The sequence below is a fragment of the Mesorhizobium sp. WSM4850 genome, assembly GCF_055811735.1.
In genome coordinates, this window is sequence record NZ_JBVVPV010000014.1 from 65,821 (window position 1) to 85,069 (window position 19,249).

At 62.2% G+C, this 19,249-nt stretch carries 17 protein-coding genes, 1 tRNA gene and 1 pseudogene; 5 read left to right on the forward strand and 14 right to left on the reverse strand.

The genetic code is table 11. The annotated features are described in order from the left end of the window. Window positions 1-78: 78 nt before the first annotated feature. From AC0L2Z_RS15930 to xylF, 3 genes and pseudogenes are all read right to left on the reverse strand, one after another. Window positions 79-872 (reverse strand): annotated as a pseudogene (locus AC0L2Z_RS15930) (ATP-binding cassette domain-containing protein). A gap of 93 nt (window positions 873-965) precedes the next feature. Beyond that, complete coding sequence (locus AC0L2Z_RS15935; RefSeq protein WP_287175717.1) at window positions 966-2,285, reverse strand: sugar ABC transporter permease; 1,320 nt, start codon at window positions 2,283-2,285, stop codon at window positions 966-968. A gap of 140 nt (window positions 2,286-2,425) precedes the next feature. Beyond that, entirely contained in the window at window positions 2,426-3,466 is a 1,041-nt protein-coding gene (gene xylF, locus AC0L2Z_RS15940; protein ID WP_091593248.1) for a D-xylose ABC transporter substrate-binding protein, read from the reverse strand. A 266-nt stretch (window positions 3,467-3,732) separates the two neighbouring features. On the opposite strand from xylF, the gene AC0L2Z_RS15945 reads away from it, so the two are divergent. Further along, window positions 3,733-4,980, forward strand: coding sequence for an ROK family protein (locus AC0L2Z_RS15945; RefSeq protein ID WP_473628682.1), 1,248 nt, complete (start codon window positions 3,733-3,735; stop codon window positions 4,978-4,980). Between the two features lie 268 nt (window positions 4,981-5,248). Here AC0L2Z_RS15945 and phoB read toward each other — a convergent pair whose 3' ends face one another. The 6 genes from phoB to AC0L2Z_RS15975 all read right to left on the reverse strand — a co-directional run bounded on the left by phoB (window position 5,249) and on the right by AC0L2Z_RS15975 (window position 11,644). Then, window positions 5,249-5,938, reverse strand: a complete 690-nt coding sequence (gene phoB / locus AC0L2Z_RS15950; RefSeq protein WP_031254097.1) for a phosphate regulon transcriptional regulator PhoB — start codon at window positions 5,936-5,938, stop codon at window positions 5,249-5,251. 16 nt (window positions 5,939-5,954) lie between these two features. Further along, window positions 5,955-6,662, reverse strand: a complete 708-nt coding sequence (phoU, locus tag AC0L2Z_RS15955) for a phosphate signaling complex protein PhoU (protein WP_023797095.1) — start codon at window positions 6,660-6,662, stop codon at window positions 5,955-5,957. A 35-nt stretch (window positions 6,663-6,697) separates the two neighbouring features. Continuing rightward, entirely contained in the window at window positions 6,698-7,513 is an 816-nt protein-coding gene (gene pstB, locus AC0L2Z_RS15960) for a phosphate ABC transporter ATP-binding protein PstB (RefSeq protein WP_091593253.1), read from the reverse strand. A 12-nt stretch (window positions 7,514-7,525) separates the two neighbouring features. Then, on the reverse strand, window positions 7,526-9,139 hold the full coding sequence (pstA, locus tag AC0L2Z_RS15965; protein WP_473628683.1) for a phosphate ABC transporter permease PstA: 1,614 nt from the start codon (window positions 9,137-9,139) through the stop codon (window positions 7,526-7,528). Continuing rightward, the gene (gene pstC / locus AC0L2Z_RS15970) at window positions 9,132-10,520 is read right to left on the reverse strand and encodes a phosphate ABC transporter permease subunit PstC (protein WP_473628685.1); all 1,389 of its coding nucleotides are present in this window, start codon (window positions 10,518-10,520) and stop codon (window positions 9,132-9,134) included. Before pstC ends, pstA begins: the two co-directional genes overlap by 8 nt. Before the next feature lie 119 nt (window positions 10,521-10,639). Continuing rightward, window positions 10,640-11,644, reverse strand: a complete 1,005-nt coding sequence (locus AC0L2Z_RS15975) for a PstS family phosphate ABC transporter substrate-binding protein (protein ID WP_091593258.1) — start codon at window positions 11,642-11,644, stop codon at window positions 10,640-10,642. A gap of 814 nt (window positions 11,645-12,458) precedes the next feature. On the opposite strand from AC0L2Z_RS15975, the gene AC0L2Z_RS15980 reads away from it, so the two are divergent. The 3 genes from AC0L2Z_RS15980 (at window position 12,459) to AC0L2Z_RS15990 (ending at window position 14,777) form a co-directional block, all read left to right on the forward strand. Next, window positions 12,459-12,785: a hypothetical protein gene (locus AC0L2Z_RS15980; protein WP_473628686.1), complete on the forward strand. Its 327-nt coding sequence runs from the start codon at window positions 12,459-12,461 to the stop codon at window positions 12,783-12,785. 320 nt (window positions 12,786-13,105) lie between these two features. Then, window positions 13,106-13,363, forward strand: a complete 258-nt coding sequence (locus AC0L2Z_RS15985) for a hypothetical protein (RefSeq protein WP_128175409.1) — start codon at window positions 13,106-13,108, stop codon at window positions 13,361-13,363. Window positions 13,364-13,892: 529 nt separating this feature from the next. Continuing rightward, on the forward strand, window positions 13,893-14,777 hold the full coding sequence (locus AC0L2Z_RS15990) for a hypothetical protein (protein ID WP_473628687.1): 885 nt from the start codon (window positions 13,893-13,895) through the stop codon (window positions 14,775-14,777). A 464-nt stretch (window positions 14,778-15,241) separates the two neighbouring features. Here the strand turns inward: AC0L2Z_RS15990 and AC0L2Z_RS15995 are convergent, their stop codons facing one another. The 5 genes from AC0L2Z_RS15995 to AC0L2Z_RS16015 all read right to left on the reverse strand — a co-directional run bounded on the left by AC0L2Z_RS15995 (window position 15,242) and on the right by AC0L2Z_RS16015 (window position 17,968). Next, window positions 15,242-16,198 carry a glutathione S-transferase family protein gene (locus AC0L2Z_RS15995; RefSeq protein WP_473628688.1) on the reverse strand — a complete coding sequence of 319 codons (957 nt, stop codon included), beginning with the start codon at window positions 16,196-16,198 and terminating at the stop codon, window positions 15,242-15,244. A 27-nt stretch (window positions 16,199-16,225) separates the two neighbouring features. Continuing rightward, window positions 16,226-16,807, reverse strand: a complete 582-nt coding sequence (locus tag AC0L2Z_RS16000) for a VOC family protein (protein WP_027153486.1) — start codon at window positions 16,805-16,807, stop codon at window positions 16,226-16,228. Window positions 16,808-17,021: 214 nt separating this feature from the next. Next, window positions 17,022-17,096 (reverse strand) — tRNA-Glu (locus tag AC0L2Z_RS16005). Window positions 17,097-17,186: 90 nt separating this feature from the next. After that, window positions 17,187-17,594 carry a VOC family protein gene (locus AC0L2Z_RS16010; RefSeq protein WP_473628690.1) on the reverse strand — a complete coding sequence of 136 codons (408 nt, stop codon included), beginning with the start codon at window positions 17,592-17,594 and terminating at the stop codon, window positions 17,187-17,189. Then, on the reverse strand, window positions 17,591-17,968 hold the full coding sequence (locus tag AC0L2Z_RS16015; RefSeq protein WP_287341922.1) for a fimbrial protein: 378 nt from the start codon (window positions 17,966-17,968) through the stop codon (window positions 17,591-17,593). The genes AC0L2Z_RS16010 and AC0L2Z_RS16015 overlap by 4 nt, the downstream gene beginning before the upstream one ends. 25 nt (window positions 17,969-17,993) lie before the next feature. Here AC0L2Z_RS16015 and AC0L2Z_RS16020 point away from each other — a divergent pair, with 25 nt between their 5' ends. Continuing rightward, a complete protein-coding gene (locus AC0L2Z_RS16020) occupies window positions 17,994-19,082 on the forward strand; it encodes an RluA family pseudouridine synthase (protein WP_473628692.1) in 1,089 nt (362 codons plus the stop codon). Window positions 19,083-19,249: the final 167 nt, after the last annotated feature.

Consider the following 19,249-nt stretch of genomic DNA (forward strand, 5'->3'; position numbering starts at 1 on the left):
GCAAGTCCCCGTGGCAACACAATGGCGCGGCCAAACCATCATGACGGCTGGCATATCACATGACAGGTATTTGACGCTTCAGGCGGCGATCTTCAGCGCGCCTGGTCCCGGAACGCGCCGGGCGGGCACTTGCCCAGAATGATCATGCCGAGCACCTCGTCCTGGGTGACGTCGCTGGTGCGCGCCGTTCCAACGACCCGGCCATTCTTCATGACGCAGACGCGGTCGGCAAGCTCGAACACATCGTGGATGTCATGGCTGATCAGGAAGATGCCGATGCCGTCGGCCTTGAGCTGCATGACCAGTTCGCCGACCTGCGCCGTTTCCTGCGGTCCCAGTGCCGCCGTCGGCTCATCCATGATCAGGATGCGGGCGTTGAACAGGATGGCGCGCGCGATCGCCACCGACTGCCGCTGGCCGCCCGAAAGCTTGACCACCGGCTCCTTGAATCGCTGGAAGCGGGGATTGAGCCTGCCCATCACCTTGCGCGCCTCGGCCTCCATGGCGCCATCGTCGAGCGTGCCCCAGCCGGTCATCAGCTCGCGGCCGAGGAACAGGTTGGCGGCGGCGTCGACATTGTCGGCGAGCGCCAGCGTCTGGTAGATCGTCTCGATGCCGTATTTCTTGGCGTCGCGCGGATTGGCGATCGAAGCCTCCTCGCCATTGACGAAGATTTGGCCCGAATCGCGCTTGTAGGCGCCGGACAGGATCTTGATCAGCGTCGACTTTCCCGCACCGTTGTGGCCGAGCAGCGCCACGACCTCGCCCGGGAAAAGGTCGATCGACGCATCGTCGACGGCGCGAATGCCGCCGAAGGCAATCGAGATGTTGCGCATGTCGATCAGTGGCGTGGGAGCAGTCGTGTCAGCCATGATCGTTCCTTTCCATGGTTTTGCCGAGCATGATGCTGGACCGAAACGGATGTCCACTTTTCGCTGACGCGGACCTTCGGCTCGGGATCATGCTCAGACCCGCTTGCGGTAGACTGTGTCGAGCCAGACGGCGACGACCAGCACGGCGCCGACGACGACGCTCTGAAGCGGCGAATCGATGCCGAGCAACACCATGCCGGACTGCAGCGACTGCATCAGAAGCGCGCCCAGCATGGCGCCGAGCACAGTGCCGGAGCCGCCGGCCAGCGACGTGCCGCCGATGACGGCTGCTGCGATCACCAAGAGTTCGTCCAGCGTGCCCAGCGCATTGGTCGCCGCATTGAGGCGGGCCGAAGCAATTGCCGCGCTGATCGCGGCCAGAACGCCCATGATCATGAACACTTTCATGGTCACCCAGCGCGTGTTGATGCCGGCGAGTTCCGCCGCTTCCGGGTTGCCGCCGATGGCAAAGACGTAGCGGCCGAAACGGGTGCGCCGGGTGATGAAGGTCATGACAATGCCGACTGCGACCGCGATCAGCACCGGTATGGCGATGCCATGGGCGATGAACAGCCCGCCTTCGGGGATGGTGATGCCGTTCCGCTGGGCGTATTGGCGAACGATGCCGATCGGCCAGGGGTAGGAATTGGCGATCCAGACGGCGCCGAGGATGGCGGCGCAGGCGACAACACCAAGCAGGCTCTCCGCCCAGACCGGGCGCAACGGAAACTTGAAGCGCTTGCGCTGCGACCGGCCGTTGAGCAGCATCAAGGCGACGGCCACACAGGCGAGAATGCCGACGATCCAGCTCGCGGTCGCCCCGATCGAGCCACGCGGCCCGCCACCCATGAGCTGGAACGTGGCATCGAGCGGCGCGACGGTGCGCCCGCTCGTCATCAGCCACGCCATGCCGCGCCAGATCAGCAGGCCGCCCAGCGTCACGATGAAGGCCGGAACCTCGAGATAGGCGATGATGAAGCCCTGAAGCGCGCCGATCATGAGGCCGAGCGCCACGCCGGCAGCCAGTGCGATGACCCATATCCAAGGATTTCCAAGCTGGAATCCCATGACGCGGATGAGGAATTCTGCCTGCGCAACGCCCATCACCATGCCGATCACGCCTTCGACGGAGCCGACCGAAAGATCGATGTTGCGCATCACGATGACCAGCACCATGCCGGTCGCCATGATCGCGACCGAGGAAGTCTGCACCGACAGGTTCCAGAGATTGCGCGGCGTGAGGAAAAGCCCGCCCGACAGGATGTGGATCCCAACCCAGATGATCAGCAGCGCGCCGACCATGCCGAGCATGCGTATGTCGAGCTCGGTTGCCTTGAGGAAGCGGCCGAAGGGGCTGAGCTCGGATTCACGCGCCCGATCGGCAACCGGCGTGTTGGAAGTCGTGTCGGTCATGATGTCCTCCCACCGTTGCCGTCTGCCGCGGATGCCGGAAGCAGCCTAGAAATTACCCGCGAGACGCGGAAAAACAACTCTTTTGAAAAAAACGCCGCGGCGTGAAGCCGCGGCGTTTCAGGTTTTTTGGCGAAGGCGGATCAGTTGCAGACCGGGACGGTGCCCGCCGCTACGCCGGCGCAGACCTCTTCCTGCTTGATCCAGCCGGCGTCGATGACGACGTTGAGATTGTCCCTGGTGATGGCAATCGGCGTCAGGAACAGCGACTTGACGACATTGCCGCCCGGCGTGGTGAAATCCTTGACGCCGGCAATGTCTGTCATCGGCTTGCCGTCGGCCAGCTGCGAGGCGATCTCGGCGGCGTTCTTGCCGAGCTCGCGCGCGTCTTTCCACACCGATACGGTCTGTGTGCCGAGCGCGATACGGTTCAGCGCGGCATGGTCGCCGTCCTGGCCCGAAACCGGGACGGATCCGGCCAGGCCTTGCGCCGTCAGCGCCGCGACGACGCCACCGGCGGTGCCGTCATTGGCGGCAACCACCGCATCGACCTTGTTGTCGTTGGCGGTCAGGAACTGTTCCATGTTCTTCTGGGCGTTGGCGGGAAGCCAGCCGTCCGTATAAGCCTCGCCGACATTCTTGATCTTGCCGCTGTCGATGGCATCCTTGAGCACTTCCATGGAGCCGGCGAACAGGAAATCAGCATTCGGGTCGGCGCCCGAGCCCTTGATGAAGACGTAATTGCCTTCCGGCGCCACCTTGAACACTTCGCGGGCCTGCATGCGGCCGACTTCCTGGTTGTCGAAGGTCAGATAGAACACGTCCTTGTTCTCGATCAGCCGGTCATAGCCGACGACCGGAATGCCTTCGTCCAGCGCCTTCTGCACCGCCGGACCGATGGCCGAGGCATCCTGCGCAAGGATGATCAGCGCGTTGGCGCCCTGCGAGATCAGGCTTTCGACGTCGGTCAGCTGCTTGCCGGGATTGGACTGTGCGTCAGCGGAAATATATTTGTCGCCGGCGGCCTCGATCGCCGCCTTCATGGCGGCTTCGTCGGTCTTCCAACGCTCTTCCTGGAAGTTCGACCACGAAACGCCAATGACCTTGTCCTTGGCCTGCGCGGCCGACGCGAGCGTCAGCGACATGGCGACCCCCGCCAGAATGGCGGCTGCGAATCTCTTCATGATATTCCTCCCTGCGCCGCGTAGGGCGCGACCAACTGGCCCGAAGGCCGGCACAAAGGCTCCTATTTTTTCGAGCCTCGAAAAAATACTGGTCCAACGCCGAAGCACTGTCAACACCAATTCTGATGGATTTTGACGTCCTGTCGGGCTTTTTTCGAGGCTCGGAATAAATAATGACAGCCCCCTCCGCTTCTGCCAGTATTTGTCGGACATTACCGACGGCTTCCGATTCATGAGCGGCCGCGGCGATGAGGAGGAAACAAAAAATGTCGGTGGGAATCCGTCATGACGATCTGCGCCGGCGCAACCGGGCGATGGTGATTTCGGCCGTGCGCCGGGCAGGCCAGCCGTCGCGGACCGAGATCGCCGCGACCACCGGCCTCAGCCATTCGACCATATCGGCGATCTCTGCCGACCTGATCCAGGAAGGCATCCTGGCCGAGAGCAAGGCGAGCGAGACGGTTTCGCTGAAACGCGGCCGGCCGCAGGTCGGCCTCAGCCTCAATCCGCAAGCCGCTGCGGTGTTGGCCGTCGTGTTGTCGCTGAATTTCCTGTCGGTCGCCGTCATCGATTATGCCGGACAAGTGGTCGCCGAGGAACAGCGCCGGCTGGACACGCTGACCATGTCGCGTGACGCGCTGATCGGCGAATGTGTCGCCATCGTCCGGCGCCGGCTCGAAGATCCCGACCTCGATGTCCAAAGTGTCGCCCGCATCGCGCTGGCGATCCAGGGCATCACCGATTCCCACGCGCGCGCCATGTTGTGGTCGCCGATCACGCCGCAGACGAACATCGCCTTCGCCGACATTCTGGAACGCGAGTTCGGCATCCCGGCCATCATGGAGAACGACTGCAACATGATGGCCGTGGCGCTGCGCTGGCGCCACCCGGATCGCTACCGCGACGATTTCATCGCCATCCTGCTCTCGCACGGCATCGGTATGGGGCTGGTGCTGAAGGGCGAGCTGTTCACCGGCACCCACTCCTCAGGCGGCGAATTCGGCCACATGATCCATCGGCCGGGCGGCGCGCTTTGCCGCTGCGGGCGGCGCGGCTGCGTCGAGGCTTATGCCGGCAACTACGCCATCTGGCGCAATGCAAGGCAATTGAGCGACAACGCCGAGCCGGTCGCCGATGTCAGCGACGCCGAGATGCGGGCCTTGGCGGCCCGGGCGCGCGAGATGGACGGACCGGAGCGCGAAGCCTACCGCAAGGCCGGCGAGGCGCTCGGCTTCGGGCTCGGCAGCCTGTTTGCGCTGATCGATCCGGCGCCGGTGGCCATGGTCGGCGCCAGCGCTGCCGCCTTCGACCTGATCGAGCCGGCCCTGCGCGAGGCCATCGCCCAGACCGCCGGCGGCCAGCATTCGGGTTCGATTTCCTTCGACACCGAGCCGAACGAGTTGCCGCTGATCCGCGAAGGCTGTGCCATGCGGGCGCTAAGCTTCGTCGACCAGGAGATTTTCGCGCCGAGCATCCAGGCACGAGCCGGCTCGGTCGGAAAGAACGTGGCTTGAAGGATTCCCGGGTCGCGACTTGGGGTGTGTTGAGATTCAGGTCAGGCCGAGTCGAGAATGGTGGGTTCCGAGAACCGGAGCGGAGCGTACTTTTGGGTACGTGAGCCCGCGCATGACCCCGAAATCGAGATCGATTTCGGAAAGGTCGTGCGCAAAATCAAAGTTCTACAGCGTCCTTTGCGTGCCCAACAGGGCGCGCGGCGCTGTAGGTAAGCGCGGTATCAGCCGTTCGCAGGCCGGCATCACCTGAATATCAGCACATCCCTAGCTAGTCTTCCCTGATCGCATAGCCGGCGCCGCGGATGGTTCGGATGACATCGGGCATGCGACCATTGTTGACCGCCTTGCGCAACCGGCCGACATGGACGTCCACCGTGCGCTCGTCGATGTAGATCGTCTCGCCCCAGACATTGTCGAGCAACTGACTGCGCGAGAAGACCCGGCCCGGGTGGCGCATCATGAATTCGAGCAGCCGGAATTCGGTCGGCCCGAGCCGGATCTCGCTCTTCTTGCGATAGACCCGGTGCGATTCACGATCGAGCATGATGTCGCCGACCTTGAGCACGCTGGACAGCACTTCCGGCTTGGCGCGGCGCAGCAGCGCCTTGACCCTGGCCATGAATTCCGGTGTCGAGAACGGCTTGACCAGATAGTCGTCGGCTCCGGTCGAAAGGCCGCGCACCCGGTCGCTCTCCTCGCCGCGCGCGGTCAGCATGATGATCGGCAGCCGCTCGGTTTCGGGGCGCACCCGAAGCCGCCGGCAAAGCTCGATGCCGGAAACCGCCGGCACCATCCAGTCGAGCACCAAAAGATCGGGCACGTTTTCCTGCAGCCGGATTTCGGCCTCGTCGCCGCGCGTCACCACCTCGACCTGATAGCCTTCGGATTCCAGATTATAACGGAGGAGGACGCCCAGCGGCTCTTCATCCTCCACCACCATGATGCGCGGCGCGATCATCGGCCGGTCACTCCTGTCATGTCGCCGGCGCCGACATCGTCGTTTCGTCGAGCTTCGGGCGATCCGCCGGCAATTGCTGCCCGGTCACGACAAAGTAGGCGTTTTCGGCGATGTTGGTGACGTGATCGCCGATACGCTCGAGATTCTTGGCGCAGAACAGAAGGTGCGTGCAGGCGGTGATGTTGCGCGGATCCTCCATCATGTAGGTCAGGAGCTCGCGAAAAACCGCCGTGTATTTCACGTCGATCTTCTGGTCGTCGGCGCGCAGTTCCTTCAACGCGCCGGCATCGCGCGACACATAGTGCTCGACCACGCCGCGCAGCTGCACAAGAACGAGATCCGCCATCGCATCGATACCGTGCGACAGATTCCGCGGCGTCGCGCTCTGCCCGACTGCGCTGACCCGCTTGGCTATGTTCTTGGCCAGATCGCCGATGCGCTCGAGATCGCCAGCCATGCGGATTGCGCCAACCACGGCGCGCAGATCCTGCGCCATCGGCTGCCGCTTGGCGATCAGCGTGATGGCGCTGTCATCGAGTTCGCGCTGCCGCGCATCCATGATGGCGTCGTCCGAGACGACGCGCTGCGCCATCGCATTGTCCGACGCAAGCAGCGCGCGGATCGAGGCCGCTACCATTGCGGCGGCGAGCTCGTCCATGTCGCGGATCAGCCGGTCGATGTGCTCCAGTTCCTCGTCGAAAGATGCGACGGTGTGTTCACCCATGGTGCTGTCCTCGTGTTCGAAATTCGCCGGACCGCTCAGCCGAACCGGCCGGTGATGTAGTCCTGGGTGCGCTTGTCGTCGGGGTTGGTGAACATCTTGTCGGTCGCGCCCTCCTCGACCAGATAGCCGAGATGGAACATCGCCGTGCGTTGCGACACGCGCGCCGCCTGCTGCATCGAATGGGTGACGATGACGATCGTATAGTTCTGGCGCAGTTCGTCGATCAGTTCCTCGACGCGGGCGGTGGCGATCGGATCGAGCGCCGAACAGGGCTCGTCCATCAGGATCACTTCCGGCGACACGGCGATGGCGCGCGCGATGCACAGGCGCTGCTGCTGTCCGCCGGACAGGCCAGTACCCGACTCGAGTAGGCGATCCTTGACCTCGTTGAACAGGCCGGCCTTCTTCAGGCTCGATTCGACGATGCCGTCCAACTCGGCCTTGGTCCTGGCCAGGCCGTGAATGCGCGGACCGTAGGCGACGTTTTCGTAGATCGACTTCGGAAACGGGTTCGGCTTCTGGAATACCATGCCGACGCGAGCTCGCAACTCGACGACATCGATTTTCGGATCGTAGACGTCCTCGCCGTCGAGCGTGATCTTGCCGCTCACCCGCGCGATATCGATGGTGTCGTTCATTCGGTTCAGGCAACGCAGGAACGTCGACTTGCCACAGCCCGATGGCCCGATCAACGCCGTCACCTGATGCTCGCGGACATCGAGATCGACGTCGAACAGAGCTCGCTTCTCGCCGTAGTGAACGGAGACCTTTTCGCCCTTCATCTTGATCGAAGGGGCGTTGGTTGCGCTGCTCAGTTTCTGCTCGACGCCGGCTTCCGTCATGATGTTCATATCCTCTACTCCTTACCAGCGCCGCTCGAAGCGCCTGCGCAGTATCACCGCGATGGCATTCATGATGACCAAAAACACCAGCAAAATCAAAATCGCCGCCGAAGTCTTCTGCTGGAACCCCGCTTCCGGGAAATCCGCCCACATGAAAATCTGCACCGGCAGGATCGTCGCGGGATCGGTGAAGCCGCCGGGAATGTCGACGATGAAGGCGACCATGCCGATCATCAGCAACGGCGCGGTTTCGCCGAGCGCATGCGCCATTCCGAGGATGGTGCCGGTCATGATGCCCGGCATCGCCAGTGGCAGGACGTGATGGAATACGGTCTGGACCTTGGACGCTCCGATGCCAAGCGCCGCCTCGCGGATCGAAGGCGGCACGGCGCGCAGCGAAGCGCGCGAGGCGATAATGATGATCGGCAGGGTCATCAGCGCCAGCACCATGCCGCCGACCACCGGGGCTGAGCGCGGCATGCCGAAGAAATTCAGGAATACGGCAAGTCCAAGCAGGCCGAAGACGATCGAAGGCACCGCCGCCAGATTGTTGATATTGACTTCGATCATCGTCGTCAGCCGGTTCTTGGGCGCAAATTCCTCAAGATAGATCGCCGCTGAAACGCCGATCGGGAAGGCGATGGCGAGGGTTACGATCATGGTCAGGAACGATCCGACGACCGCGCCCCAGACACCGGCCAATTCCGGCTCGCGGCTTGCGCCGGTGAAGAAGAAGATCGAGTTGAACCGGCTTTCGATCAGGCCGGCGCTCTTCAGCGTGTCGAGCCAGACGATCACCTTGTCCGAAATCTTTCGCGATGCTTCCGGCGTCTCGATGACGCGCAGGAATGCCTGGCCGCTCGCGGCGGGCGCCGTGCTGTCCAGCGCCTCGATCACCGTGCCTTTTGCGATCACCGTGCCGTTGGCCGCAGGCGACAGCGAGGTCAGCTTGACCGTGCCGCCATTGAACGCGACCAGCAGCGACGACGCGCCGCTCGTCAGCGTAAACATGCCGTTTTCGCCCTCGGTCGCACCATGGCCGCGCGCCAGCGCCAGCATGGCATCGTCGCCGAAGGTCAGATCGATGTCGCCGCTGGTTCCCGAAGGCGCGACGCTTGTCGAAATCGCTTCGTCCGAACCGACGTCGGCAAGCAAACCCTTGAGATAGAGGTCGGCAAAATCGTCAAGTGGAACCGCATAGTCCACCGTTCCTCCGAGCATCCCCGGATCAGCCGCAATATCCTTGCGCAGGAACACGCCTGTGCCGGTGGAAATCAGCCCGCGCAGCAGGCGCTTGTCCTGGCGGCTCGTCACATCCGGAAATTTTGCCGTAAGCGCTTCCTGAGCGATGGCGTCGTAGTTCACCTCATCGAGTTTCGCCGGGTCGACCTTGGCCGCTGAAAGATCGATCGGCAGCGTCACGTAGTTCTGCCGCAGCGCCGGAATCGCCTGCGTGACGATCGTCGACAGGAGCAGCACAAGGAACAAGCCGGCCAACGCGACAGCTGCGGCGCCGAGCCATTTGAACCATTTTTCCGTGCGGTAGCGGCCCTTCAGCCGCGCCTTCGCGGCATCGTCGGTATGAATGCTGACCGGCCGTCCGACGGCGCCGAATGACGAGATCGCATCAGTCATATTGCTCTCGGTATTTCTGGACGACGCGCAAAGCGACGATGTTGAGGGTAAGCGTGATGCAGAACAGCACCAGGCCGAGTGCGAAGGCTGCAAGCGTCTTGGCGCTGTCGAACTCCTGGTCGCCCACCAGCAGCGTCACGATCTGCACGGTCACGGTGGTGACCGCTTCGAGCGGATTTGCCGTGAGGTTTGCCGCCAGCCCCGCCGCCATGACCACGATCATCGTTTCGCCGATTGCGCGGCTGACGGCAAGCAGCATCGCCGAAACGATGCCCGGAAGGGCAGCGGGAAGGACCACCTTGCGGATGGTTTCCGACTTGGTCGCGCCGAGGCCGGCAGAACCGTCTCTCAGGGATTGCGGAACGGCGTTGATCACATCGTCGGAAAGCGAGGAAACGAAGGGAATGATCATGATACCCATGACCACGCCTGCGGCGAGCGCGGATTCAGACGCGACGTTGAGGCCCAGGCTTTCGCCGATACCGCGGAAGTAGGGCGCAACCGTCAGCGCGGCGAAGAAGCCGTAGACGACGGTCGGAATGCCGGCGAGGATTTCCAGAACCGGCTTTGCGACCGCGCGGACGCTTTTGGAGGCGTAATCCGAAAGGTAGATCGCCGCCATCAGCCCGATAGGCGCAGCCACAAGCATGGCGATGAAGGTGATGAGCAACGTGCCGGCAAAGAGCGGCACCATGCCAAAAATGTCCTCGTTGACCGCCCCGGCCTCCGCTCCCGCGCCGGTGAAGGCGCTCTGCGGCGACCAATGCGTGCCGAACAGGAACTTGTAGAACGGCACCTGTTGGAAGAACCGCAGCGACTCGAAGATAAGCGACAGGACGATGCCGATCGTCGTCAGGATCGCGACCACCGAACAGGCGATCAAGAATGCGCGAAGAACGCGCTCGACCACGTGGCGCGCCCGGTAGGCCTGTGCGATGCGTGAATAGGCCCAGTAAAATCCGGACGCGGAAAGCACGAGTGCGACGGTCCAGATGATCCAGGTGCTGGTCGCATGGACCGATTTGTAGAGGGCGGCGGCCGCCTCTTTCGTGGGGTCGGCGAAGCCGACAAGCCCGCCAAAGGCCATCGCGCGAGCGTCGCGGATGAAAGCTTCGACCTGCGGGACGCCCATTCCCGACAACTCGGAGGCGAAGCGGTCGGCAATGATCGACGATTCAATTCCCGGCGTCACCAGCGACCACAACACGATCGCAAGCAGCGCGGGACCGGCAGCAAAAAGCGCCAGAAACATGCCATGCTGGCCAGGCAGCGAATGCAATCGCGCAACGTCGCCATTGACACTGGCAATGGCGCGGGTCCGGCCTATCCAATAGGCCGCTGCGGCCAGAACCAACAGAAGAACAACGAGATAACCGACCATGATTCGGGACGTCCCCTCGACCGCCGGTCATTCACCGGCTCAAAGCACGGGACCTATGGTCCCGCGCTTTGTGCTTTAGGATATGAGGGGTCAGAGCGGTAGGCTCGGACCCCGAAACATCAGGAGCCCATGCCCTTCAGGGCCTTGGCGTTTTCGGCCGACTTGGCGCGCTCGGCGTCCGGCAGCGGGATCAGGCCCTTGTCGGCCAGATAACCATCAGGACCCCATGCAGCATCCGAGGTGTACTCGGCGATGAACTCCTGCATGCCGGGGATGACGCCGACATGCTCTTTTTTGGCATAGACAAAGAGCGAGCGGGAAACGCCGTAATCGCCGGATGCGATGTTCTCGAAAGTCGGCTCGACGCCGTCGACCTTGTGGCCCTGCAGCTTGTCGGCGTTCTGGTCAAGGAACGAGAAGCCAAAGACGCCGAAGGCATTGGGGTTGGCTTCCAGCTTCTGGACGATCAGATTGTCGTTTTCGCCGGCCTCGACAAAAGCGCCGTCTTCGCGGATCTCGCCGCAGCCCTTTTCATTAGCCGCCTTCACTTCTTCCTGGCAGGCCGCATCCATGACGAGTTCGACGAACGCATCGCGCGTGCCGGATGTCGGCGGCGGGCCAAGCACCTCGATCTTTGTCGCGGGAAGCGATGCATCGACATCCGACCAGTTCTTGTAGGGGTTGGGGACGACCTTGCCGTCGACAGCGACGTTCTTGGCGAGCGCCTTGAAAACCTGTTCCTTGGTCAGATCGACGACAGTCCCTGCCTTCGAGTTGGCCAGTACGATGCCGTCGAAGCCGACCTTGATTTCGACCGGCGTCACGCCGTTTGCCTTGCAGGTTTTAAGCTCGCTATCCTTGATGGCGCGCGAGGCATTGGTGAAGTCGGCGGTATTTTCGCCGACGCCCTGGCAAAACAGCTTCATGCCGCCGCCGGTGCCAGTCGACTCGACGACCGGGGTCTTGATCTTTCCGCTCTGGCCGAGTTTTTCAGCGACAGCCGTCGTGAAGGGGAACACTGTGGACGAACCAACGATTTGAATCTGGTCGCGCGCGGCGGCATAACCAGCCGACGCGGCGAGCGCAAGCGCCGCGGCCGACGCCGTAAGGAGGAATTTCTTCATGTGGCCTGCTCCTGTTCGGAAAAATGGTCTCTCGGCGCCATTCCTTCGGCGCCCGCTGAGGCCATAGCCCCCGATTATTACAGTCACATGACAGTTTGATGTCAGCCCGGTAACCGCCGCACAGCCCTGTCAAAAGGAAGGGCCGCGGGTCTCGCCGGTACAGCCGTAGTTTGCCGCTGGAATCAGCAGCTTGCGCGAATTGCGGCCGGCATTTGCCTGGACGGGCGAACAATTGGCGCCGAAAAAGAAAATCCGGGCGGGAGCGCGTTGCATGCGGCCAAGGAGGTCATGGCCGTGCCATCGCCGAAGCAGGTCCGTTGGGGTAAATCTGACCCTGCTTCTTGCCGGCGGTCGCTGCTCCCGCCCGTAACTGGAGGAGCGGAACTCGAATGCGCTTATTGTTCCAACCGGACGCATGCTTTGGTATGGTGCGATCGCACCATAGTCTTGTCGCAACGCGTCGCCGAATCGGCTGGACCCGACAGGCTGATGTGGCTATCCCGCGCGTGGATTTCCCCGTCCGCGGACCTTTTCGAGCAAGACGCCGCCTGGGGCTAATGGGCTTAGGGCTGATGGGCTTGGGCAGGCAGTCGTCCATGCCCGCCCCCAATCGCGCCAAAGTCGCGCCAGGGACGCTGCGGCACTTTGATTTTTGCGCATGATCCCCAGCGAAATCGATTCCGATTCTCCGGGTCATGCGCTAGCCTTGCCCGCAGTGTATTCCGACGGTTGTCGGTAGAACCGAAGCCACGTTATAGATCCCGCAAGGGTGTTGCCGATGTTGCGACGGATCCTGCCTTTTTTCGTGTGCCCGATGCTGCTGCTAGGGGGCGGCTGCTCGCGCAGCTACGACGGCACCGTCGTCATTCCAAGGCCGCTCGATGTCCGGCGGTTCTGGGACCGGCCGCCGCAGCAGGCGCAAGCCGAACAGCCGCAGTTGCTGCAGACCGATGTCTTTCCTGCGGCGCCCGAAACGCCGGAAACAGCGGCGGCCCGCAAAATCGGCACCTCCGTGGCGCCGAGGAGGAAAATCGCCAGGACTGCCAAACAACCGCCGATGCCGTCATCCGAGCCGGCGAAACCGCTCACCTGCAGGAACGTCAGCCAACCCGGAAAACGGGTCCGCATGGTCTGCGAATAGCCAGCCGGCATTCAAGCGCTGGCAGCTAAAAGATGCGCCGCCTTGAAAACGTTGCTGCGCAGCTGCCGCAGCGGTTCGGTCAGACGCGCAGGCCGAGAGCATGAGCCGACCTGATGGGTTTCGGGCTGCCTGATCGGCGTTACCGCCAGCCGCGTTGAACCTTATCCGGCCTTCGACGTTAAACAGCCATTGCAGCGCCGCGCGTCGCTTTGGACGCACAAAGCATGCTGTGGCGTTTTGATTTGGCGCATGGTCCTTTCCGAGCCGAAGGCAGCGGAGCGGAGATCGATCCCGATCCCTGGTCAAAGGAGACCGAACACATGTCGATCCACTTCACTGTCTCGAACGTGACCAGAAATCTGTTTCACTTGCCCGGAAATCTGCTTCACTCGCCCAGAAGTCTGTTTCACTCGCTGAGAATGGACCATGAGCGCGCGCCGAGACCTCTCAGTCCTGAGCAAAGTCTTTTGCTGGAATGCTATCTGGTCGGTCAGATTCCGGAATCGGCCTGGAGCGACTACGTCTTCGAGACGCCGGAATTGGCACGCCATGTCAATGCGAGACGCGGGCAATACTGATATCTGGTGAACCGGTCCGATCGCTCGAGGTGACGCCAACAACGCTTGGCTGAATCGGCGGCCCGATCAGCGTGCCGCTGCGCTTGAAGCCGCGGCTTCCCGGGGACAATAGCCCGCGAGACAAAAAGGCCGGCACATGGCCGACCTTTCCTTCCACCTCGACCGCGCCAGTACATCCGTGGTCACGGGTTGGAGGTGAATTGCCGACCAGTAGATAGGGATTTGGTTAACGAATCCTTAACCGACGGGAACCGCTCGTCGACGCGTCGTGGCCAATCTGATTTGCGTCTTCGTGATCAGTGCAGAAAGTCGTCTTTAAATGCTGCACATATTATTAATCGTTGTACACCAACGTGTTAGCGTATGAGGCATATCGAAGACGCATGTCGCGCAAAAGCATGCCCTCGGGCCTGACCCGAGGCTGCGCAGCGTTTTTGCGATAACGACATGCATCAAAACAAGAACTTAAAGCGCGTCGCAATGGATCCGTTCAGCCGCAACGCGCTTAGCCTATTCTGGAAGTCGACTTATGGCCGTGCTTGGCGCTCTCCCTCCTGGCGTTCACTGTCGACCAATTCGCGAAGCAGATTGGCAAGGAGTGGTCGACTGCCTGTGCCGGGGGTTTCCGAAGCGTGACCGGAGTTACTGGATACAGGCGCTGACCCGTTTGTCGCAGCGGCCTCCCGTCGCCGAGTTCCCACAATACGGCTTGGCCTTGGAGAAGGCCGATCGGATCGTCGGCGTTGTGCTGACCCTTTATACCCGTTATCCCGGGCAGGAAGGCGACGAAGTCCGCTGCAACCTTTCAAGCTGGTCCGTCGATGCAGAATTCCGTCCCTATGGCGCCAAATTGGTCACGACGATTCTCAAGCGAAGGGACGTGACCTACACCAATATTTCGCCGGCGCCCGCAACATTGAAAGCCAACTGGGCGCTCGGTTTTCGGCCCTTCACCACCGGACAATTTGCCTTCTTGCCGGCTTTTAGTTCGGCGCAGCCGTCATGTCGCGTGCTTGAAGCTCGTCCCGATCTTGCGGAAATGGCGATGCTGTCCGACAGCGAGAGGTACATACTCTCGGAACACTCAGCACTTGGCTGCCGGTCATTGATTTGCATTTGCGACGGAGCAGCGTTTCCTTTCGTATTGATGCCGCGCCGGATATTGCGCGGTCTTATCCCATCCTATCAGATCGTCTATTGCCGCTCCCTCGCGGATTTGAGCCGGTGCGCCGGTGCCATCGGGCGCTTTCTCTTGCGAAGCGGCATCCTGCTTTGCGTCGTCGACGCCAGGGAGCCGATTGGAGGTCTGTTCGGGTGGTACCGCGCCAACAGCGGGCTGAAATATTTTAGGGGTCCCAGACCACCCTCGCTTGGAGATCTGTCGTTCACCGAGCTTGTAATGTTCGGTCCCTGAACGACAAGCGCAGCATCAGTCATGCCGCACCGCTTTGCAGCTGAAATGGCAAAAGCGAACCCCCGCCTCTCGGGGCGAGGGTTCCTTTTTGAAAACGACGATCTGCTACTGAACAGGGGCTGTCTGAGCTGGCGGGGTTGCGGGTGCCGGCGTCATCGTGTCGGCTGGAGGTGGCGGCAATTGGCCAGCGGTCGTCGCCTGCGTTCCTCCCGATTGAGTTTGGTCACACGCCGCCAGGGCAGCAAGCGCCAGGCCGAACGCGGCGAATAAGGGTAGTTTGCGGGTCATACACAGTCCCTTCTATGGACGCCACCCGCGCAGGCCTGATCATCAGGACCGCTGCCTCCAGGTCAATCGTCGCTTCGTCGTCGACGCTTCAAACATTCTTACGTCCCGTAAAAGGCGGCGGGCCTTCGGGCTCGGTTAGATCGGCCTGGGCAAGCAAAACCGTGAGAGTGAAAGCCTCACGCCCCGGCCTGCGACTTCACATGGGCGATATAGCCGCGCACGTCGGCCGCCGGCTCGGTATAGGCCTTGCCGAGCTTCTTTTCGATCGCCGTCATGTACTCCTTCGCCCATTGGGGCAGCGCGTAGTCGATGGCGGCCAGGAATTCGAGCGTCGCCGCCAGGCGGATGTCGGCGATCGACGGGTTCTTGCCGCCGATGAACGGCTTGCCGTTCCTGAAGAAGCTGTGAAAGACCTCCAGCGGCTCGGCTATCGCTGCTATAGCGGCCTTCTGGGCTTCCGCCTTCTTGTCGGGATGAGCGTCGCTGTGGCCGACCTCGCCGGCATATTGCGGGAAATTCAGCGCAGGATAGGTGGCGCGCGCCACATAGGGGTAGAGCGTGCCGATCAGATAGAACATGGCGCTGTCGATCATCGCCCGCTTGGCCGGCGCCTTGGGATATAATTTCTCCAGCCCGTGCTTGTTGGCGAGATACTGCATGATGGCGCAGCTTTCCCACAACACGCTCCTGGGCAGGCCCTTGTCCTCGATCATCGGCGTCAGATGGGCCGGGTTTCGCGCCATATACTCGGGCGAGCGCGTGTGGCCCCATACGTCGGTCTCGGAATGGTCGAGCCCGGCCGCGCGCGCAAACACCCGTACGCTCATATTGTTGACGCTCGGCTTCAGCATGCTGAGCGTCAGCGCAGGCTTCTTTCCTGATTTCGCCTTGGTCTTCCGCGCCGATTTCGCGGACGCCTTGTCTGCAGCTTTTGCGGCGGCTTTCGTTGCCGATTTCGCGGACGCCTTGTCTGCAGCTTTTGCGGCGGCTTTCGTTGCCGACTTGGCGGAAGCGCCTGACGCCTTGGCCGCAGGCGTTGTCGCCTTGGCCGCAGGCTTTGTCGCCTTGGCAGCTGGTTTCGTAGCGGCCTTGGCGGCCGGCTTCTTCGCACTTTTCGTGGTCGTCTTTGCCATTGTGTTCCTCCCTTTTTTGGCCTGTCGTCAGTATGGATTTTTCGGCGCGCGGTCTTCCGATAAGGTCGCACGGGAGCGCTCGACCAGCGCCTGGATCGCGTCGGCGAGATGCACTTCGGCGATTGCGTAGTCGCCGCGCGCGACGCGAAGCTTGTGCGCCTGCATCAGCACGTCGGCATGGGTAAATCCCGCCGGCGGCTCGAAACGGTAGGAAGCGAGCTCGATCAGCAGGCCGAGCGGATCCTCGAAATAGATCGAATCCATAAAACCGCGATCCTTGACGCCGCTGTGCTTGATGGCGCGCTCGTCGAGCCGGGCGACCGCCTGCAGGAAGGTGACCCGCGACACCGCAAACGCGATGTGATGGACGCAGCCCGGATCGGTCGGCGTGCGCCGTTTGACCGGCGTGCGGCTCTCGTCGGTGAAGATGGTGATCAGCCGGCCGTCGCCCGGATCGAAATAGAGGTGGCTTTCGCTGGCCTTGTCGAGGTTGGGCTGCTCGAAGATGAAAGGCATGCCAAGCACGCCTTCCCAGAAATCGATCGAGGTCTGGCGCCCGGCGCCGACCAGCGTGATGTGATGGACGCCTTGCGATTGCAGCTTCTGCATTGGCCTTCCTCCCATGATCTCCGCGTCCCAGGAAGAGCGTCGATCTATTCGCTGCACGACAGATTCGTCCCCGGCGGCGTTCTGCGCACCGTCCTGGACCCTTGGCCCCTGGCTACATGACGCGATGCTAATTCAATTGAAGGGGCCGCGCCAGAAGCGGCGAATCTGGCCGTGACAGACGGCGGGGCCAGCATACGGAAAAGTTTGAAATCCTTGGTACGCCCAAGGGGAATCGAACCCCTGTTCCCGCCGTGAGAGGGCGGTGTCCTGACCGCTAGACGATGGGCGCGTTCAAGAACCGGCGATATAGGCTGACGGCCGGGAAAAAGCAACTGGGCTTCTGGCAGTCAATGATGTCGGGGAAATATCCGTTGCAGGCCTATCGTTTTGGCTCGATCAAGTCCCAGAGATTTCCATGGAGATCGGCGAAAACCGCCACAGTGCCATAGGCCTCGCGGCGGGGCGCCTCGCGGAATTCAACGCCCTTTTTGAGCATTGCCGCATGGTCGCGGACAAAATCGTCGGTTTCGAGAAACAAAAAGACGCGGCCGCCGGCCTGGTTGCCGATGCTATCCCTTTGCGCATCATCCGACGCTTCGGCCAGCAGCAGCTGCGCGCCTTGTCCGTTCGCCGGCGCCACCGTGACCCAGCGCTTGCCTCCGCCGAGATCGACGTCCTCTGTGAGCAAGAAGCCCAGCTTGTCGACATACCAGGCGATCGCCTCGTCGTAATTGGCGACGACAAGCGCAACGCTGGCGACGCGGCGATGTTCGGCGAAACCAGTCACTTGTTGCGGATCGAGAAGCGACCGATGATGCGGCGCTCAGTGATGTCGTAGACAAAAATGGCGCGGCTGCCGTCGGCAAGCTCCGCATCGATGGAGACGCGGTTGCCGGAAAGCGACTGGCTGATGACCCTGGCGCCGACCGGCAGCACGATGTCGCCGGTCAGCGGCTCGCCAGAGGGCACCTGGATGTCGCCGGCAAGGGATGGGGCTGCCGGTGGCGCGCTGCGCGTTTTGTAGACAAGGGCTGCAATCACCACCATAAGGGCGAGGAACAGCAGGCCGAGATTGATGCCGACGAAGCGGACGAGCTTCTTGCGCACCTTTTCGACTTCGGGGTCGAGCGGCTTTTCCTCGTCTTCATCGGCAGCAGCCATGGCAAACATTCCGGAACGATTTTCGATGAGCGCTCATAACGAAGAGACCCCGATATTGATAGAGGATGGATTGACGGGCGGATCACCAGACACTGTCGAGGGATCGCCAGACGGGGGATCAGTCGTGCTGGAAGCAGGCCCCGATGCGGCCGGCCAGCGGCTCGACCAATGGCTGGCGGGCAAGCTCGGCCCGGACATGTCGCGCAGCCGGGTGCAGATGCTGATCCGGCAGGGCGCCGTCAAGGTCGGCGGCCAGCCGGTCAACGAGACCAAACGCAAGATGGCAGCCGGTGACCGCGTATCGGTCGACATGCCGGAGCCGGAGCCGGCGGAGCCGCAAGGCGAGAACATCCCGCTCGACGTCCTCTATGAAGACAATGAATTGATCGTCATCGACAAGCCGCCGGGGCTGGTCGTCCATCCCGGCGCCGGCAACTGGACCGGCACGCTGGTCAACGCGCTGATCCACCATTGCGGCGACAGTCTTTCCGGCATCGGCGGTGTGCGGCGGCCGGGCATCGTCCACCGCCTGGACAAGGAGACCAGCGGCGTCATGGTCGTGGCCAAGACCGACCGCGCCCACAAATCATTGTCAGAGGCCTTTGCCGACCATGGCCGGACCGGCGATCTCAAACGCGCCTATCTGGCGCTGGTCTGGGGCATTCCGATGAGACCGACAGGCACGGTCGACGAGCCACTCGGTCGCGCCGCCGACCGCGTGCGCCGTGCCGTGGTGCCAGAGGGCCGCGACGATGCCCGCCACGCCGTCACCCATTTCACGGTGGTCGAGCGCTTTGGCGAGCAGCAAAAGGAGTTTGCCACGGCGAGCCTGGTCGAATGCCGGCTCGAAACCGGCCGCACCCATCAGATCCGTGTCCACATGGCTCATATCGGCCATCCCGTCGTCGGCGATCCCGATTACGGCCAGGCCTTTCGCACCAAGGCGAACCGGCTGCCCGAGCCGCTGAAAGGCCAGGTGAAGGCCTTTCCGCGACAGGCATTGCATGCCCGCCTGCTTGAATTTCGGCATCCGACTACCCATTTACCGATGAGGTTCGAGGCGCCGCTGCCGAGCGACATGGAGGAACTTGTGGACGGTTTCCGCAGACTCTGAACCGGCTTCATCCATTCAAAACCAGATCGGCAAAAACCTGACCCGCGTTGTTCACTTTGGCGTGACACACTGTTTCGTGTTGAACCAAATGCTGTCCTTTCTGGTTTTGTTCCTGTATACATCCGCTGTCGCGAACGAGCCTTTTGGCGTTCGTGACATATGCCCGC

Excerpts from the sequence above, each read along its gene's own strand:
- AC0L2Z_RS15935 (WP_287175717.1), bottom strand. The coding sequence starts at position 2,285 with ATGACCGACACGACTTCCAACACGCCGGTTGCCGATCGGGCGCGTGAA.
- xylF (WP_091593248.1), bottom strand. The coding sequence starts at position 3,466 with ATGAAGAGATTCGCAGCCGCCATTCTGGCGGGGGTCGCCATGTCGCTG.
- AC0L2Z_RS15945 (WP_473628682.1), top strand. The coding sequence starts at position 3,733 with ATGTCGGTGGGAATCCGTCATGACGATCTGCGCCGGCGCAACCGGGCG.
- phoB (WP_031254097.1), bottom strand. The coding sequence starts at position 5,938 with ATGATCGCGCCGCGCATCATGGTGGTGGAGGATGAAGAGCCGCTGGGC.
- phoU (WP_023797095.1), bottom strand. The coding sequence starts at position 6,662 with ATGGGTGAACACACCGTCGCATCTTTCGACGAGGAACTGGAGCACATC.
- pstB (WP_091593253.1), bottom strand. The coding sequence starts at position 7,513 with ATGAACATCATGACGGAAGCCGGCGTCGAGCAGAAACTGAGCAGCGCA.
- pstA (WP_473628683.1), bottom strand. The coding sequence starts at position 9,139 with ATGACTGATGCGATCTCGTCATTCGGCGCCGTCGGACGGCCGGTCAGC.
- pstC (WP_473628685.1), bottom strand. The coding sequence starts at position 10,520 with ATGGTCGGTTATCTCGTTGTTCTTCTGTTGGTTCTGGCCGCAGCGGCC.
- AC0L2Z_RS15975 (WP_091593258.1), bottom strand. The coding sequence starts at position 11,644 with ATGAAGAAATTCCTCCTTACGGCGTCGGCCGCGGCGCTTGCGCTCGCC.
- AC0L2Z_RS15980 (WP_473628686.1), top strand. The coding sequence starts at position 12,459 with ATGCTGCTGCTAGGGGGCGGCTGCTCGCGCAGCTACGACGGCACCGTC.
- AC0L2Z_RS15985 (WP_128175409.1), top strand. The coding sequence starts at position 13,106 with ATGTCGATCCACTTCACTGTCTCGAACGTGACCAGAAATCTGTTTCAC.
- AC0L2Z_RS15990 (WP_473628687.1), top strand. The coding sequence starts at position 13,893 with ATGGCCGTGCTTGGCGCTCTCCCTCCTGGCGTTCACTGTCGACCAATT.
- AC0L2Z_RS15995 (WP_473628688.1), bottom strand. The coding sequence starts at position 16,198 with ATGGCAAAGACGACCACGAAAAGTGCGAAGAAGCCGGCCGCCAAGGCC.
- AC0L2Z_RS16000 (WP_027153486.1), bottom strand. The coding sequence starts at position 16,807 with ATGCAGAAGCTGCAATCGCAAGGCGTCCATCACATCACGCTGGTCGGC.
- AC0L2Z_RS16015 (WP_287341922.1), bottom strand. The coding sequence starts at position 17,968 with ATGGCTGCTGCCGATGAAGACGAGGAAAAGCCGCTCGACCCCGAAGTC.
- AC0L2Z_RS16020 (WP_473628692.1), top strand. The coding sequence starts at position 17,994 with ATGAGCGCTCATAACGAAGAGACCCCGATATTGATAGAGGATGGATTG.